At 36.8% G+C, this 16,493-nt stretch carries 12 protein-coding genes and 4 tRNA genes; 4 read left to right on the top strand and 12 right to left on the bottom strand.

All coding sequences use genetic code 11. The annotated features are described in order from the left end of the window. Positions 1-7: 7 nt before the first annotated feature. The 5 genes from AACU95_RS09150 to AACU95_RS09130 all read right to left on the bottom strand — a co-directional run bounded on the left by AACU95_RS09150 (position 8) and on the right by AACU95_RS09130 (position 2,905). Positions 8-520, bottom strand: coding sequence for a phage gateway protein (locus AACU95_RS09150; RefSeq protein ID WP_004248364.1), 513 nt, complete (start codon positions 518-520; stop codon positions 8-10). A 36-nt stretch (positions 521-556) separates the two neighbouring features. After that, positions 557-1,006: a lysis system i-spanin subunit Rz gene (locus tag AACU95_RS09145; protein ID WP_036907811.1), complete on the bottom strand. Its 450-nt coding sequence runs from the start codon at positions 1,004-1,006 to the stop codon at positions 557-559. Then, entirely contained in the window at positions 1,003-1,407 is a 405-nt protein-coding gene (locus AACU95_RS09140; protein ID WP_004243635.1) for a hypothetical protein, read from the bottom strand. Before AACU95_RS09140 ends, AACU95_RS09145 begins: the two co-directional genes overlap by 4 nt. Positions 1,408-1,409: 2 nt before the next feature. Continuing rightward, positions 1,410-1,709, bottom strand: a complete 300-nt coding sequence (locus AACU95_RS09135; RefSeq protein WP_004248367.1) for a phage holin, lambda family — start codon at positions 1,707-1,709, stop codon at positions 1,410-1,412. A 380-nt stretch (positions 1,710-2,089) separates the two neighbouring features. After that, entirely contained in the window at positions 2,090-2,905 is an 816-nt protein-coding gene (locus tag AACU95_RS09130) for an antitermination protein Q (RefSeq protein ID WP_141192175.1), read from the bottom strand. A 245-nt stretch (positions 2,906-3,150) separates the two neighbouring features. On the opposite strand from AACU95_RS09130, the gene AACU95_RS09125 reads away from it, so the two are divergent. Continuing rightward, positions 3,151-3,888, top strand: coding sequence for a LexA family transcriptional regulator (locus AACU95_RS09125; protein WP_004243642.1), 738 nt, complete (start codon positions 3,151-3,153; stop codon positions 3,886-3,888). Between the two features lie 87 nt (positions 3,889-3,975). On the opposite strand, the gene trpS is transcribed toward AACU95_RS09125, so the two are convergent. The 5 genes from trpS to AACU95_RS09100 form a co-directional block, all read right to left on the bottom strand. Continuing rightward, positions 3,976-4,995 carry a tryptophan--tRNA ligase gene (trpS, locus tag AACU95_RS09120; protein ID WP_036907807.1) on the bottom strand — a complete coding sequence of 340 codons (1,020 nt, stop codon included), beginning with the start codon at positions 4,993-4,995 and terminating at the stop codon, positions 3,976-3,978. Between the two features lie 316 nt (positions 4,996-5,311). Next, positions 5,312-5,387, bottom strand: a tRNA-Thr gene (locus AACU95_RS09115). Positions 5,388-5,393: 6 nt separating this feature from the next. Next, a tRNA-Ser gene (locus AACU95_RS09110) sits at positions 5,394-5,481 on the bottom strand. A gap of 249 nt (positions 5,482-5,730) precedes the next feature. Beyond that, positions 5,731-5,806, bottom strand: a tRNA-Thr gene (locus AACU95_RS09105). A gap of 6 nt (positions 5,807-5,812) precedes the next feature. Next, positions 5,813-5,900 (bottom strand) — tRNA-Ser (locus tag AACU95_RS09100). Between the two features lie 203 nt (positions 5,901-6,103). Here AACU95_RS09100 and rcsD point away from each other — a divergent pair. Together rcsD and rcsB are read left to right on the top strand one after the other, a co-directional pair. Further along, positions 6,104-8,797, top strand: coding sequence for a phosphotransferase RcsD (gene rcsD, locus AACU95_RS09095; RefSeq protein ID WP_004243645.1), 2,694 nt, complete (start codon positions 6,104-6,106; stop codon positions 8,795-8,797). Positions 8,798-8,814: 17 nt separating this feature from the next. Continuing rightward, positions 8,815-9,471: a response regulator transcription factor RcsB gene (gene rcsB / locus AACU95_RS09090; RefSeq protein WP_004243646.1), complete on the top strand. Its 657-nt coding sequence runs from the start codon at positions 8,815-8,817 to the stop codon at positions 9,469-9,471. 248 nt (positions 9,472-9,719) lie between these two features. On the opposite strand, the gene rcsC is transcribed toward rcsB, so the two are convergent. Together rcsC and gyrA are read right to left on the bottom strand one after the other, a co-directional pair. Continuing rightward, the gene (gene rcsC, locus AACU95_RS09085; protein WP_161737241.1) at positions 9,720-12,548 is read right to left on the bottom strand and encodes a two-component system sensor histidine kinase RcsC; all 2,829 of its coding nucleotides are present in this window, start codon (positions 12,546-12,548) and stop codon (positions 9,720-9,722) included. A gap of 200 nt (positions 12,549-12,748) precedes the next feature. Next, positions 12,749-15,382: a DNA topoisomerase (ATP-hydrolyzing) subunit A gene (gene gyrA / locus AACU95_RS09080; protein ID WP_161737240.1), complete on the bottom strand. Its 2,634-nt coding sequence runs from the start codon at positions 15,380-15,382 to the stop codon at positions 12,749-12,751. 184 nt (positions 15,383-15,566) lie between these two features. Here gyrA and ubiG point away from each other — a divergent pair, with 184 nt between their 5' ends. Beyond that, a complete protein-coding gene (ubiG, locus tag AACU95_RS09075) occupies positions 15,567-16,304 on the top strand; it encodes a bifunctional 2-polyprenyl-6-hydroxyphenol methylase/3-demethylubiquinol 3-O-methyltransferase UbiG (protein ID WP_004243650.1) in 738 nt (245 codons plus the stop codon). Positions 16,305-16,493: the final 189 nt, after the last annotated feature.

Raw genomic sequence — 16,493 nt, 5'->3', positions numbered from 1 at the left:
TTTATCCTTAAATACGAGATAGATTAGATATAAGTAAATGTGTAGCTGCAGTGTTTAGAGATAACGAGCTGGGAAAAGTGACATTAAAATCAAATGAAGGATTATGTTCATAGCTATTTCCTTCATTAATTATTGGCGCACGCCTAATTTCTGTCGCACGTTGTATTCCTATTCCTTTTTTTCTCATTGATTCAATAAAAGGCAGCGAATGAATGATCATTCGCGTTGTTCTAATTAAATCACCTGCAGTAAAATCAGATTGTTTTTTAGTAAAGCTCTGAACTTGATAAGTTAACTCAACAAGTTGTTGTTCAGTGTGATTGGCATTATTACCTTGAACATCATAACTTCTTTTCTGCCAACCTTGGCTCACCTCCTTAATAGGAAAAAACATAATAATATTATTATCCGTGATTTCTTCCGGTTGATATCCTGTAATAACTTCAGCATTGATATCTGTTTTTATTAATTGTTTTATTAATTGCTCTCGAATAGCTTTATTAATATCGTTATCATTCATTTCATCTCCTTTATTTTACACTCCTTTTTAATCACTTTAATTAATACACTCTTGGCGAATATAATCTTGTAGACCTAAGATGATGGACTCTGACTGAGCAATTCTTTCTCTGAGTATCCAATAATTTCGGATAGCGGCGTCAGTAGGTCTGGCGCGGGTTGCATCATCCACGCGGGGGGTGGAATTGGCGTCGTTTTTTGCACAACTGGCTCTGATGTACACCCGCTCAGGATCACGCTCAGCATAACTACGCAACCGGTCAATTTCGCTCTTGGCACTGGCTAACTCCTGTAAACGTTGAGTATCCATTTGATATAATTGCTTTATTCTTAATTGATAGTTTTTGTTTTCTACAATCTGTTGCGTCAGTGTTTCATTAATTTTCACATATTTTTGTTTTAATATTTTATTTCTATCAATAACCCAAAAAAGTCCAGCAATTAAACATAACATAATGATTATTATGATTTTTGTAAGATTGTTCATAATAACAACCAAGCATCTTCAAATACTTTTTTTGCATAGGGTTGATAACCCAGTTCAATATTAATAATGGCTATAGATAAAGATATACAAACATTTTTTATTTGGGTATCAATAGGTTTATTACTTTCAATTCCTATTTCTTTTGATACGCGCTCAATATAACCTAATGTATTATTCTCATTAGGTGGTGCATAGCGATAAATAATAGATTTAATTGTATTTAAACCATATTTATTTTGATAGGTTTGAATTAATTTATAAATTGCTCTGATGCCATATTCTGGTGAAATAAATTGACAAAAATCTTTATCTGTTTGCGTGCTTGCTAATCCTTGCCATTTTGCACCATGGCGTATATTACCTGGGTTATTATTACGTTCACCCCGCGCTATTTTAGCCATTTTTAACTCCTATTTTTCCTGATAAGAAGTTTGCTTACAGGTTCAATGCCGACATAACCAATAAAGACACTGGCTAAGTAAGCAAATTGATGATTAATACTAAATAAAAGGAGAATATCTTTGATAAACCAAGCAAACATTGCACACATCAGTCCATCTAAAAAAGTTTTTTTCCATCCTCCTGCGTTATATAAACTTCGAAGAATAGCCATTCCCCCAGCGAGTAAGGCTGATATACCTTGCTCTTTCATTGAATAAAGAACAATGCATATTTGTTCCCATAGATCTGGATTTTCTTTCATTATTTCTTATGGCTTACCTCCAATCAGAGGAAATGTCATTAATAATATATTCATTCTTCATATCTAATTTTAATCACAAGGCTAATATGAATATATTGACGATTTTATTTATCTAATAAATGTAGATAAAAGCGTAGTATAAAAAATGCCATAACATAAACCTATTGGCAGAGAGATCGATTAACTCGCCAAGCTTATATAATGGTCAGTGTGATAGTGATAAATATTGAAAACAAAAAAGCCCCACTTCAAAAGTGAGGCTTCTTAGATTTTGCTGAGAGCTTGTTAGATACAAATCTCTCACTGTGGAGTTATAGTATGCTTATTTTTCCTTTAAGTCAACAATATTTTTCATAAAAATAAATAAAAATAGAAAATTATTACTTTACAGTAACTTCTTGTAGAAATTTATCTGATAAAGACTCTTCTTTAAAGCATTCCGCCACTAAAAAATCAAATAGCGGTTTATAATGACTATAAGCAGCCGTTTTTGAAATACTCACCACATGTTGCAATTGTTGTAAGACTTCGCTGAACTTAAGGCGAGGATAACCGCGTCCAGCACATTGGCGACAAGGTTTAAATACGGCAACTCCTTGTAATTCAGTCTGTTTTTTATCAACAATTTTTCCACGTCCATGGCAACGGCATGCTAAACGAATTTCCGCTTTACCTTTGCATGTAGGGCAAATAACGCGTGTTACTTCCCTTACCTCTCGAAAAGAAGCTTTATTTGATGAGGTTGTTTTTAGATGAGGTTTGGCATTTTGAGTAACCTGCAGGGTTGTTTTTCGACCATGGCATTTGGTGGTAAAAACTTCAACTTCGATAAAGCCATCATCACAATCAGGACATGCTCTCTTGCTGGCTGCACTTCTGGCATAATCCTGAAAAGCATATTCAGCGATAATATGTAAAACTTTAGCTTTATCATGTTCAGCTAACTTATCAATCATCTTATATTGGTTAACTTGAGTTAATGCACATTGATACAGGCTTTCTATCGCTTCTTCGGGACGGTTAATGTGGTGTTTCGCTAAAAATAGCTCTATTCCCATTCGCCCTTTACGTGTCGCTAAGCTTATTGAAGCCATTACATCCGTAATGGATAATGAATCAACAGCTTTAGGCGTCCTAACATCACTTAATACAACACTTTTTGGAGAAAAATACTTAGGTAAGTCAGCTAATCTCATACAATATTCCCTTTGATTTACTGTCACGATTTATTTGCTTATCCATATCCCACAACAAGTTAGGGGCACTTACATGCCTGCTTAAATCACCATTAGCGTATTGATGCACTCAATGCTATTTTATACTCAACCTATCCGTTATGGTTAATTTAGTTAACAAATCATGTTTAACATACTTTTATTAACTGTTAGTTAATGCTAGTATGTAACCAAAGTCACGTCAAGATAGAAAAGGAAATTAACTAGTGGTTAAAAATAACTATAAGTTAGCATTCACAAAAAGACTACAAGAAGCCTGCCTAGACTCCGGGATTGCGGGTAGAGGGTTAGGTAAAAGAATTACAGAGGCATTGGCTAAACAAGGAATAAAAGTCAGTGCGCCCGCGGTCTGGAAATGGTTAAATGGTGAATCCGTTCCTGACTCAACAAATATTTTAGCCTTAAGTCAGTGGCTAGATGTTCGAGCTGAATGGTTAGAATATGGCAGAGGAGCCAAGAAAAATGATGGCATTTCAGTTAATGAAATAATGCCTGTTAATGATTGGGATAATAGTACTCCTATAGAGCGAGATGAAGTGGAGATCCCATTTTATTCAACAATTGAATTGGCCGCAGGTTTTGGCAGTTGTACCACTGATAATCAAAAGGTGGAATTATTGAGATTCTCTCGTTCTACATTTAATCAATATGGTGTACAGCCAAGTGATGCTGTTGCTTTTAAAGTGCATGGCGACAGTATGTCACCGGTTATTCCTGACAGCTCTATTGTAACCATCAGTACAGGTCATACTAAGATTATTGATGGTGGTATTTACGCTATTCAGCAAGGTGACTTGTTAAGAGTTAAAATCTTGCACCGCTTACCCAATAATAAAATCATTATTCGTAGCTATAATACGATTGATTATCCTGATGAAGAATCAACCTTAGAAGAAGTAAAAATCTTAGGGCGAGTTTTTAATTGGTCGGTGATGGGCTGGTGATCGCTTTAGGAAAAGTGAATAGTGCTAACACTAGGCTTACTGCTATTCACCGTTAAGCCTAATGTTAGCTTTTTTAAATACAATAGCTCACAAGATCAATAATCCTAGACCACGTTTTACTTCATCAAGCTTTTGTTGAGTCACTTCTTTCGCTTTATCACTCCCTTCTTTGATCACTTGTAATAAATAAGCTTTATCATTAATAAGTTGCGCTCTTTTTTCACGTATTGGTTGCAGAAGCTCTTGTAAGATATCATTAAGCATAGCTTTGCATTTCATATCACCAAGTCCTCCTCTTTGGTAATGAGCCTTCATTGCTGTCACCATGGCTTTATCTTGGCAAAAAGCATCTAAATAGGTGAACACCACATTACCTTCAATATGACCTGGTGATGCAACATCAATATGTTGCGGATCGGTATACATCGAATAAACCGCTTTTTTAATTTCATCGGCTGTGGATGATAAATTAATCGTATTACCTAAGGATTTAGACATTTTCCCACTACCATCTGTACCAGGTAAACGACCGACTTGCCCTACCACGACCTTACAGCTTGTCAATACGGGTTGTCCTATTAAGCTATTTATTTTGGTGACGATTTCATTGGTTTGCTCAATCATAGGCAATTGATCTTCTCCTGCGGGCACAATATCTGCACTAAATGCAGTAATATCCGCCGCTTGACTGACAGGATAGGTTAAAAATCCCGCCGGCAATGAACGAGAAAGATTTTTTTGCAAAATCTCATGTTTTACTGTTGGATTACGCTCTAAGCGAGATACTGTGACAATATTTAAATACAGCATAGTCAGTTCTGATAAAGCCGGTAGTGCGGATTGTAAGCATAATGTGGAAAGTTTCGGATCAATACCAACAGCTAAATAATCAGCCACCACATCAAAAAGAAATTTACTGACCTTTTCAGGTGTTGAGCCATTATCGGTTAACCCTTGCATATCAGCCATTAAGATATATTGTGTCGCTTTATTCTGAAATTCGACACGTTGCTGAAGAGAGCCAATATAATGACCAAGATGTAAAGGTCCAGTGATCCGATCCCCTGTTAAAACTATCGATTTATTTTCAGTGAGATATTTGTTCATTGCATTTCCTTAGTTGGGATAAATACCGCCAGAGAAATGCCATAAACAACATCACCGCGCTCTGGCGGCAATAGTGTTATTTATATAAATCAAAGATAAATAGGACTAGGTGCCGCTTAAATAAAGCGCCACCAATTTTGAATTGATCTTAATGAGCGAGGTCTTGTATTCACAATCTTTCCTTATTAACTTATTTAGTTGTATAGCAGTTTTATCTATAAGTCAATCAAGGAAAATTATCCTAAGATCATCATTATCCCAACAAGTGGAGATAAGAAAAAACCCGTTACCTCTTACGAGATAACGGGCTCTTATATGGTGCCGGCTACCGGAGTCGAACTGGTGACCTACTGATTACAAGTCAGTTGCTCTACCAACTGAGCTAAGCCGGCGAATTCTGGCGGAAGGATAGAGATTCGAACTCTAGGATGGTTTCCCATCGGCGGTTTTCAAGACCGCTGCCTTCAGCCACTCGGCCATCCTTCCATGGCGCGCAATTATGCCTATCTCTGAGCTTGCTGTCTAGTCCTGATGATAAAAAAAATGTTTTTTTTATTTGTTTGCTTAAACTTCAGTCGAATTTTGCCTAAAAAACGATAACTTATTAATTTAGTGGTTAAATTTTGTGAGTTTTTGCTTTGTGATAATGGTGCTTTACAGATAAAAACGATGAATAAAGGCGAGAAAAAGATAAGAAAAAACCCGCTATCTCTTACGAGATAACGGGCTCTTATATGGTGCCGGCTACCGGAGTCGAACTGGTGACCTACTGATTACAAGTCAGTTGCTCTACCAACTGAGCTAAGCCGGCGAATTCTGGCGGAAGGATAGAGATTCGAACTCTAGGATGGTTTCCCATCGGCGGTTTTCAAGACCGCTGCCTTCAGCCACTCGGCCATCCTTCCATAGCGCGAAATTATGCCTATCTCTGAGCTTGCTGTCTAGCATTCAGCGTAAAAAAAATGACTTTTTTTGTTTATTTGCTCAAACTTCACCCGAATATCCCTTTTAAAGTAATAACCTGTTAATATAATGACTTAATACTGATGGTTGTTTAGCCAATTTTTTCTTTTTTATTGACTTCATTTCTTAAAGGCTCGCAAACTGAATGCGCACACTGACCCAATTAAAGCCAAATACATTAACTCGCTTATATGCTCTGTTTCTTCTGTTTATGGCCATATCCCTTTTTCTATATGCTTATAGCTATTTTGATACTTGGCTAGAAAGTAAAAAAAATGCCATTAACAACACGACTAATAAGTTTGCTTCTCAAGTTGAAGATTACCGCTATCACGCTAACCAACTATTCCAGTTATCAAACAAAATTAATGATCCAACCCTCTTTCTGCCTTTAAAAATCAATCCGGTCAAACTACGCTCTGATGTTTATTGGCTTGAAGGACGCGATCAGACCGTTGACGCTATTGTTTTTGGTAAATCGAATGAACAAACCTTTCAGTTAGCCGGTTATTTTGCAAACGCGTTAGAAATTATTTGGGGGGTACGTAATAACTATAGCTCTCTCTATTATCTTAATGGTAAAGGCAATGATCTTATCCTTATTACTACCCACTCAATACTAAAACCAGAATTGCGCTATAAAGAAAGCTATTTAACACTAACGGCTGAAAACAAACGTTCTGAGCTATTAATGCAATCAACGGCATTAGATGAAAAAGAGAGCCTTTCTCCCATTAGGAAAATGCCGACAGAAAATATTTATTACTATACCTATCGCACCATGTTTAATGTGCCAGGGCAACTGACCAGTGTTATTGCCTTTGATTTACCCATAAATAATTTTCTACCTGCTGAGCTATCACCTCAATATTTAAGATTATTACCCACAGGACAGCAGAGTGTTTATGATAAAAACAATATTGAGGTATCAACGGATGGGACTTCACTCATCTTCTCACAGCCCATTGCAGGAATACCCTACTCTTTATCTTATGAGTATCCACTAAAATCGATTTTCAATGAGATTGTGTATAAAAATATCTGGTTACTTATCAGCCTACTCATTTTTATCTCGATTTCAGTGTTTGGCCATATCTATATTCGTAATAAATATGTATTCCCTTATATTTCGATGACGCGTAATCTTCGCATCAAAGAAGAGATGACTAACGATATCATTTCTAATCTTCCTATTGGTCTATTGGTGTATAATTTTTCATCAAACCACAAAATTATTAGTAATAGCCACGCAGAGAAACTATTACCTCATATCGATTTATCTAAGATCCGTCAGATGGCGATTGAACATAATGGTTTAATCCAAACGGCCATTGATAACGAAATTTATGAGATCCGCACCAGTAGCAACAGCAATATCGATAATACTGCTCTATTCATTTTTCTGAATAAAGACAACGAAGCATTAATCAATAAGAAATTGCAGCTAGCACAACAAGAATATGAAAAAAATACGATTGCACGCCGCAAGATCTTATCCAATATGTCGTTAGAACTCATACGACCAATTAAAGATATTAATGAGATGGTATATCAATTTAAAGATCTACTTCCTAACGATACTCACCAACAATTACTGAGTCTGCTATTAGAAAAAACGAATTATATTTCTGAGTGGATAGAAAACATTACGCTAATTAATAAGTTAGAAAATCAAGAATGGAAAATACATCAAGATGAATTTGAACTTTCAACGCTAGTTGAATCTATTCTAATAACCGCATCACCATTTATGATAAGAAAGGGATTAACACTTTATTTCCATAATAATATTAAACCTAGTTTACTTTTATTTAATGATGGCCCAGCATTAAGTAAGATTATTTTATCATTGATTAATTATGCCATTAGTACGACTAATTATGGAAAAATAACCGTCAATCTAAATTTAGAAAAAAATAATGATAAAGAAGAAATAGTAATTGATATTATTGATAGTGGCAGTGGGTTAACAGCTCAAGATCTGGCTAATATTAAATATCCATTTTTAGGTCAAGCTATGGGTGATAAATATTATTCCAACTCGGGTATTATTTTTTATTTATGTCATTTGTTGTGTAACAAAATACAAGGCACTTTGACCATTACAAGCCAAGAAAGTATTGGCTCTCATTTCCGTATCGTACTTCCATACCAGCATATAGATACAGAAGAGCGCTCTTTTGACATATTATTAGAGGGTATAACTGCAAAACTCGCCATAAAAAACCCTGAAATAGAAAAAATAATCTGCCAACAGCTTGATAAATATGGCGCTACATACTTTGATAAAAATAAAGAGAATCTTTACTCAGAATACGATATCATACTTAGAGACACTCCGGATAATAATCCTGAATCAGCAACAGTATTATTAGTTAGCTCTATTACCGGATTTGAAAAAATAGCAAGAAATTTAATAAAGTGTAACTATAACTTCGGTGATCCATTAATTGAGGCTATTACTTATTTGATTGAAGAAAATGAACAACTTTCTCTCGAAACAACTCAAACGAGTATTCGTAATGAGAATAATAACCTTGATCATCACGAAGTAATTCTTAATAATTATAGGAAGAAGTTGAATGATAGTGATTATAAGGAACTATTTATCAATACTGTTCCCATTGATGTTGAAAAACTACACTTAGAAGCAACTAATAAAGACTTTCATTCTCTAGCTCAGACAGCTCATCGTCTGAAAGGGGTTTTTGCTATGTTAGATTTAGAATATCTCAGAGAGAACTGCGAATATTTAGAAGATGACATAAAAAATCATAATGAATTAGAGATAAAAGAACGTATCAATCAACTGGATAAATGGATCCGACAGTTGCTGTAGCAAGGTAACAATTAAACATGAATAACCTTAATATTATTATTGCCGATGATCATCCAATTGTTTTATTCGGCATTCGTAAATCTTTAGAACAAATTGAATGGGTTAATGTTGTTGGTGAATTTGAAGATTCCACTTCACTTATCAATAACTTATCTAAATTAAATGCAGATGCTCTGATCACCGACCTATCTATGCCTGGTGATAAATATGGTGATGGTATTACGTTGATAAAGTACATCAAAAGACATTATCCTAATTTGTCTATTATTGTACTCACTATGAACAATAACCCAGCTATCTTAAGTGCTGTTCTTGACCTTGAAATCGAAGGTATTGTATTAAAACAAGGTGCACCTGCTGATCTACCTAAAGCACTTGCAGCATTGCAAAAAGGCAAGAAATTTATGCCTGAAAGCGTGGCTAAGCTGTTAGAAAAAGTGAATGCCAATGGTTATGGTGATAAACGCTTATCTCCCAAAGAAAGTGAAGTGTTGCGCTTATTTGCCGAAGGTTTCCTTGTCACTGAGATTGCTAAAAAACTCAATCGTAGTATCAAGACTATCAGTAGTCAGAAAAAATCAGCCATGATGAAGCTCGGTGTCGACAATGATATCGCTCTGCTTAACTACCTATCATCAGTCACTATTGATAAGGAAATTAACGGAGAAAGCTAACCCGTTAACTTTTCTTCTCTATGCTGTATAGATAAAATCAGGAAGCTCATACCCATTGTGGGAGCTTCTCTGCTTTTTTATTACTTTTTATCCGCCATCACATCGTTGGCAACAAAAAAATGTTTTCCCCTCTTCCCCTATCATCCTTAACTGGGCAACCTAGCAACAATATTTATCACTGTAATATCGAAATTTTTCAATCAGATCTACCATGAAAAAACCTCGCTTTTCCGAGATTAACCGTTGGATTATGCCACATAGGTGAGTAATACATCTTTTAATACAGTAAGGGAGACTGGCTTGGAAACGCAATCATTCATTCCCGCATCAATACAACGTTGTTTTTCTTCGGCAATTGCATTTGCTGTAACGCCAATAATAGGAATAGTGCGACTCAATTCACGCACTGTTGTCGCTAATTGATAGCCATTCATATTTGGCATATTGACATCGGTTAAAATAATATCGACATGATTTTCTTGCATAAAGGCTAAAGCATCACAGCCATCTTCTGCCGTTGCGGTATTAAAACCAATTTTTTTCAGTTGATCGGTCAACAATAAACGATTGATAGGGTGATCATCAACAATGAGCACTGTCAATAATTGTAGATCGTGATCCGTCATTAACGCATTATTTTCTGAGTCATCAGACTCTAATTTTGTTTGTGGTAATTGTAGGATAATCTTAATTAATTCATTTAATTTATATGTACTACATAACCAATTATTCTCAGAGATTTTCTTTGCAGGCTCAAAATAGTGTTCATAAATACGGATAAATTGGCAAGAGTTATCTAAACATTCATCATGATCGGTGATAATAAAATCATTCTCAGAGACCTGAGTCACTTCCGTGAATAATTGACAATGTAAGCCCACATAACTTAGATATCGTTCAACAAAGCTTTCTAGATAAAGATTTTTAATACTGATAAAGCAGCGAATAGTACTCTCTTTATAGAGATTATATTTGGTTTGTCCATCACTCGAATTTAGTGCCCCATATAAAGGGATCCGCACAGTAAAACGGCTACCCACATTTTCTTGAGAAACAACACTGATATCACCATCCATCAAGTTAATCAGTTTTTCACAAATCGCTAATCCTAATCCTGTACCTTCTGAAGCACTGTCTGTATTTTGCGAGACCTGAAAGAAGGGTTCAAAAAGCTGATGAAGCATTTTTTCATTTATCCCTCTGCCGGTATCATGAATATCGAAATAGAGATAATATTCATCTCGATACAGGTGCAAAGTAATACATCCTGTCGTAGTAAATTTAATACTATTATTTAGTAGATTAGAGATAACTTGCTGGACACGAACCGGATCGTTATTAACGATTTTAGGTACATCCGGCTCAATAAAGCAGTAAATAGCTAAATCTTTTTTAGCAATTAACGGCAAATAGTTAGAGATAACAAAAGAGACAACTTGGCGACAATTGAATGGCTTAACGTCAATTTTTAATTGTTTCGATTCTATCTTCGAGAAATCGAGGATATCGCTGATAATTTTGAGTAGCAGCGATGAAGAGTTATCCATTGTTTTTAATAATCTGGCAGTCTCTTCATTTTGCGTCAATGATTGTAATAATTCTAAGTTACCAATAATGCCATACAGTGGTGTACGCAATTCATGGCTGACTGTCGCTAAGAACATTGATTTAGCTTGGTTTGCTTGTTCTGCGGCCGTTGCCATATTTTGTAGAGAGCGTTCCATTTTAACACGAGCGCTGATATCTACTAATACGCAAATCGCCACATCTTCATTCTGATAACGTGAATTCACAAAACTAATTTGCAAATGATTATGATTATTAGTGACCACATCCACTATATTGCTACTTTTTTCAGCAATAATAGAGAGAATATTTTGTTTATCACTATGGCTTAATAAGCGAAAATAATTATGGGCGAGCTCATTACTTAAAATAATCATGCCATCGCGTATTCTTAAGATACTTATTCCTACTGGGGCTGACGCGACTATTTTATGATTAAACTGCTCATGCTCCTCTAAGCGTGAAGCATTATTTTCTGCAGGTGAAAATATTTTTCGCTCAAAAATCCAAACGAAAATAAAGATAACAATCGCCGAAATGATATTTAAAATAATGGCATTAAAAATAGTAAACTTAAATTCATTTAAAATTTGTTTTAATGGTAGTGAATAAACCACACTAAAAGAAGAAGGAAGTAGCTTACGTTTTGCAACTAAATCACTAAAATCATCATCAAAGCCAAAGTAAGGAGCACTAACATCCGGTACATCCCTTACACTGCGATAATTATTCTCTTCAGGATAACTTAAGACTGGATTATTTTTATTGTTTAAAAGATGAATAGAGATAACGCGATCTTTCGTAGGTGAAAAATACTCCAATCGGATCGCCCTTTCGATACCAATGAGTGCAATAAATTTCCCTGACGCATAAACTGGCGACATGACATAGAGGATACCGCTATCCCCCTTGGCATCAGGTACTATCCAGTATTGATTACTCTCTTTCCCTTGAGCTCGTTGATTAATGTAATTACGTGTATTTTCATAAACCATTTTTTTCAACAGTTCAGTATCAATAGGTGATGCACGCAATGGGAAATTAATCATACACATACTATGAGAGCCAACCATAAATACTTGGTTGATACCTTGTAAAGCAGGGGTATTATCTTTCCAGTAATACAGAATACTATTAAATGATCGAAAATAATTGTTTGTTTGCCCTTTGAATAATTCACAATCGGCACTTTCACTTAATTTATGAAGTGAAAAAGGCCCTTCATAAAAAAAAGAATTATTCATCTTAGGGTTTAAATTGAGTTGCTCTTGATGCCGCTCTGCTAAATATTGCAAATCGCGGATAGTACTCGAGGTTTGGCGAAAGAAGCCCAATAAATCGGTATAGTTATTACTATATTCTTGTCGGATATCTGATTTAGTATCATTAAAGATGTTGATGAGATAAAACATGGTTAATAATGCGCCCATTGCCCACAACATGATACCCAGTGCACGAAAAAGGTAGCGGGAAATTTTTAATGACGTTTTAAATGACGAAAGATATCGCAAATAACCACCCTAATCGGTAATACAGATAATCAACTTTCTCATTCTAACAGAAGTTACTCTAGGTCTGAATGAGATGATCTTTATCATCAGGATAATTTTTTCTGATGACTGATAAAATTTTTTGACTAATAAATGCTTATAATATAAAAAAGCAGGCATTCCGCCTGCTTTTTTTGCTTTAAGTTACTGAAAAATAGCTATTATTCTTCTTCACTATCCGCATCATCTGTTGGTTCAGACTCTGGAACATCAGAGATATTGTCGCTGATCATTTCATCAACTTCATCATCATCTAATGCATCATCTTCATCTTCAACACGTTGTAAGCCAACGACTAGCTCGTCTTCTGTAGTACGGATCAAGGTAACACCTTGTGTATTACGTCCCACAATGCTGACTTCTGATACTCGGGTACGCACTAACGTTCCGGCATTGGTGATCATCATAATCTGGTCAGTTTCTTCAACTTGAATAGCGCCTACCACTTTACCATTACGCTCACTCACTTTAATCGAGATAACGCCTTGTGTTGCACGGTTTTTGGTTGGGTATTCACTTTGAACGGTACGTTTACCATAACCGTTTTCAGTCACTGTTAAGATATCACCTTCGCCACGAGGAATGATCAGTGAAACCACTTTATCATCATCAACCAGTTTCATACCACGAACACCTGTCGCAGTACGACCCATTGGGCGAACACACTCTTCTGCGAAACGAACCACTTTACCATCTGCTGAGAACAGCATAGCTTCATTACTACCGTCGGTTAAATCAACACCGATAAGCTCATCGCCATCATTTAAATTAACCGCGATAATACCAGCACTACGAGGACGACTGAAGTCTTGTAATGGTGTCTTTTTAACCGTACCGCTCGCCGTTGCCATAAAGACAAATTTACCTTCTTCATACTCTCTTACTGGAAGAATAGCGGTGATCCGCTCATCTTGCTCTAGAGGTAATAAATTGATAATTGGACGACCACGAGCACCGCGGCTCGCTTCTGGTAACTGATAAACTTTCATCCAGTACAGGCGACCACGACTTGAGAAACACAAAATAGTATCGTGTGTATTAGCCACCAGTAGGCGATCGATAAAGTCTTCTTCTTTGATCCTTGCGGCTGACTTACCTTTTCCTCCACGACGTTGCGCTTCATAATCAGTCAATGGCTGATATTTAACGTAACCTTGGTGAGATAGTGTCACAACCACATTTTCTTCATTAATCAGATCTTCGATATTAATATCAGCGGTATTTTCAGTGATTTCAGTACGACGAGGATCGTTATATTGTGTTTTAATTGCTGTTAGCTCTTCACGAATAACGTCCATTAAACGCTCAGGGCTTCTCAAAATATGCAATAACTCAGCAATTTGTAGCAGTAATTCACGATATTCATCTAGCAGTTTTTCATGCTCAAGTCCGGTCAGTTTCTGCAAACGCAGATCTAAAATGGCTTGTGCTTGTTGTTCTGTTAGATAGTATTTACCGTCATGCACACCAAATTGTGGCTCTAACCACTCAGGGCGAGCAACATTGCTATCACCAGCACGCTCTAACATCGCAGACACGCTACCGAGATCCCAAGGTTGGGCAATTAATGTTGCTTTCGCTTCTGCTGGGGTTGGTGCTTGACGAATTAATTCAATCACAGGATCGATATTGGCCAAAGCGACCGCAAGTGCTTCTAAGATATGAGCACGATCACGCGCTTTACGTAATTCAAAAATGGTACGACGAGTCACCACTTCACGACGATGGCGAATAAAGGCTGCGATAATTTCTTTTAGGTTCAATAATTTTGGTTGGCCTTGATGAAGCGCAACCATATTAATACCAAAAGAGACTTGCATTTGAGTTTGTGAAAAGAGGTGATTTAATACTACTTCACCGACTGCATCACGTTTGATCTCAACAACAATACGCATACCGTCTTTATCAGACTCGTCACGTAATCCGCTGATACCTTCAATACGTTTATCTTTTACAAGCTCCGCAATTTTTTCAATTAAACGGGCTTTATTCACCTGATAAGGAATTTCTGTCACGATAATGGTTTCGCGACCCGTTTTCTCATCAGTTTCAATATCAGCCTGAGCACGGATATAAATCTTTCCACGCCCTGTACGATAAGCATCTAATATTCCTCTGCGACCATTAATAATCGCAGCAGTCGGAAAATCAGGCCCGGTAATATATTCCATTAATTCTTCTATGGTGATGTCTTCATTATCAACATAGGCAAGACAACCGTCGATAACTTCACCGAGGTTATGCGGAGGGATATTCGTTGCCATCCCAACGGCAATACCTGAAGAGCCATTAACTAACAAGTTTGGAATACGGGTTGGCATAACAGCCGGTATATTTTCTGTTCCATCATAGTTAGGAACAAAGTCGACCGTCTCTTTTTCCAAATCCGCCAGCAGTTCATGGGCGATCTTCGCCATACGAACTTCGGTATAACGCATAGCCGCCGCGGAGTCACCATCAACTGACCCGAAGTTACCCTGACCGTCAACCAACATGTAGCGCATAGAAAAAGGCTGTGCTAAACGAACAATCGTTTCATAGACAGCACTGTCACCGTGCGGGTGATATTTACCGATTACATCCCCAACAACACGGGCTGATTTTTTATAAGGTTTATTCCAATCGTTTCCCAGTACATTCATCGCAAATAGCACTCGGCGGTGTACTGGCTTCAGTCCGTCTCGAACATCGGGTAATGCGCGTCCTACAATAACGGACATCGCATAATCCAAATATGAGCTTTTCAGCTCTTCTTCGATATTAACTGGTGTGATTTCTCTGGCAATGTCGCTCATGGAGCCACTGTCCCTCATACTACGGATTCAAAGGTGTAGAACTATACCACAAATCGCCAATTTTAGGAAAACTGAAACAATGAAATTAATCACTCTTTCGCGATTCTCTTCGATTTAGCTTCGATTTCGCTCTCTAACATTGGTAGAATCATCGGTAATATGAAAATAGGAGTAATACTTTCTGATGAATGATAAAACAACCTCTTTGCATGCTAACGTAGATCAGCATGAAATCGACAAATTTGAGAGTGTCGCATCAAGATGGTGGGATCTTGAAGGTGAATTTAAACCCCTACATCGCATCAATCCACTAAGACTTAATTATATCCAAGAACGTGCTGATGGCTTATTTGGTAAAAAAGTACTTGATGTTGGGTGTGGTGGCGGTATTTTATCTGAAAGTATGGCCCGTGTTGGTGCAGAAGTCACCGGACTCGATATGGGGAAAGAGCCATTAGAAGTCGCTCGTCTCCACTCACTGGAAACCGGTATCCCTGTCACCTATATACAAGATACCGTTGAAAACCATGCCGCAGAATATCCACAACGCTATGATGTGGTCACTTGTATGGAAATGTTAGAACACGTTCCAGACCCTTCCTCCATTGTAAGATCATGTGCCAAACTGGTGAAACCAGGTGGACATGTATTCTTTTCTACCATCAACCGTAATAAAAAAGCGTGGTTTATGCTGGTGGTAGGCGCGGAGTATATTCTGAATATGGTTCCTAAAGGCACCCATGATGCGAATAAATTTATTCGTCCCTCAGAATTATTAAGCTGGGTCGATGAAACCAATTTACGTAGCAAAAATATGATTGGGTTACATTACAATCCTATTACAGACAAATTCCGATTAGCGCCAAATGTTGATGTTAATTACATGGTGCACACTCAAGCGACCGATAATTCGGATTTGTGAAATAGAGAGATTGATTTGGTTTAATAAAACATCAAACGATCACATTTTTAAAAATTGACTTTGCCTCTTTTTAGCGTCGTTTTAAGTTTCTGACTGCCTGTATTTATGCAGGGTACAGGCAGTTGTTAAAAAAATTATCCCCTATTTATCCACAGAAACATTCAGATTTGTACACTTGATCAATCCCTC

Origin of the sequence: Proteus sp. G4415, assembly GCF_963896075.1 — a bacterium.
Lineage (GTDB): Bacteria > Pseudomonadota > Gammaproteobacteria > Enterobacterales > Enterobacteriaceae > Proteus > Proteus mirabilis.
Note: the sequence above shows the minus strand (reverse complement) of the source record. Positions and strands in the feature narration are given on the sequence as shown.

Coding starts and splice junctions, on each gene's coding strand:
- AACU95_RS09150 (WP_004248364.1), bottom strand. CDS start 520: ATGAATGATAACGATATTAATAAAGCTATTCGAGAGCAATTAATAAAA.
- AACU95_RS09145 (WP_036907811.1), bottom strand. CDS start 1,006: ATGAACAATCTTACAAAAATCATAATAATCATTATGTTATGTTTAATT.
- AACU95_RS09140 (WP_004243635.1), bottom strand. CDS start 1,407: ATGGCTAAAATAGCGCGGGGTGAACGTAATAATAACCCAGGTAATATA.
- AACU95_RS09135 (WP_004248367.1), bottom strand. CDS start 1,709: ATGAAAGAAAATCCAGATCTATGGGAACAAATATGCATTGTTCTTTAT.
- AACU95_RS09130 (WP_141192175.1), bottom strand. CDS start 2,905: ATGAGATTAGCTGACTTACCTAAGTATTTTTCTCCAAAAAGTGTTGTA.
- trpS (WP_036907807.1), bottom strand. CDS start 4,995: ATGAACAAATATCTCACTGAAAATAAATCGATAGTTTTAACAGGGGAT.
- rcsD (WP_004243645.1), top strand. CDS start 6,104: ATGCGCACACTGACCCAATTAAAGCCAAATACATTAACTCGCTTATAT.
- rcsB (WP_004243646.1), top strand. CDS start 8,815: ATGAATAACCTTAATATTATTATTGCCGATGATCATCCAATTGTTTTA.
- gyrA (WP_161737240.1), bottom strand. CDS start 15,382: ATGAGCGACATTGCCAGAGAAATCACACCAGTTAATATCGAAGAAGAG.
- ubiG (WP_004243650.1), top strand. CDS start 15,567: ATGAATGATAAAACAACCTCTTTGCATGCTAACGTAGATCAGCATGAA.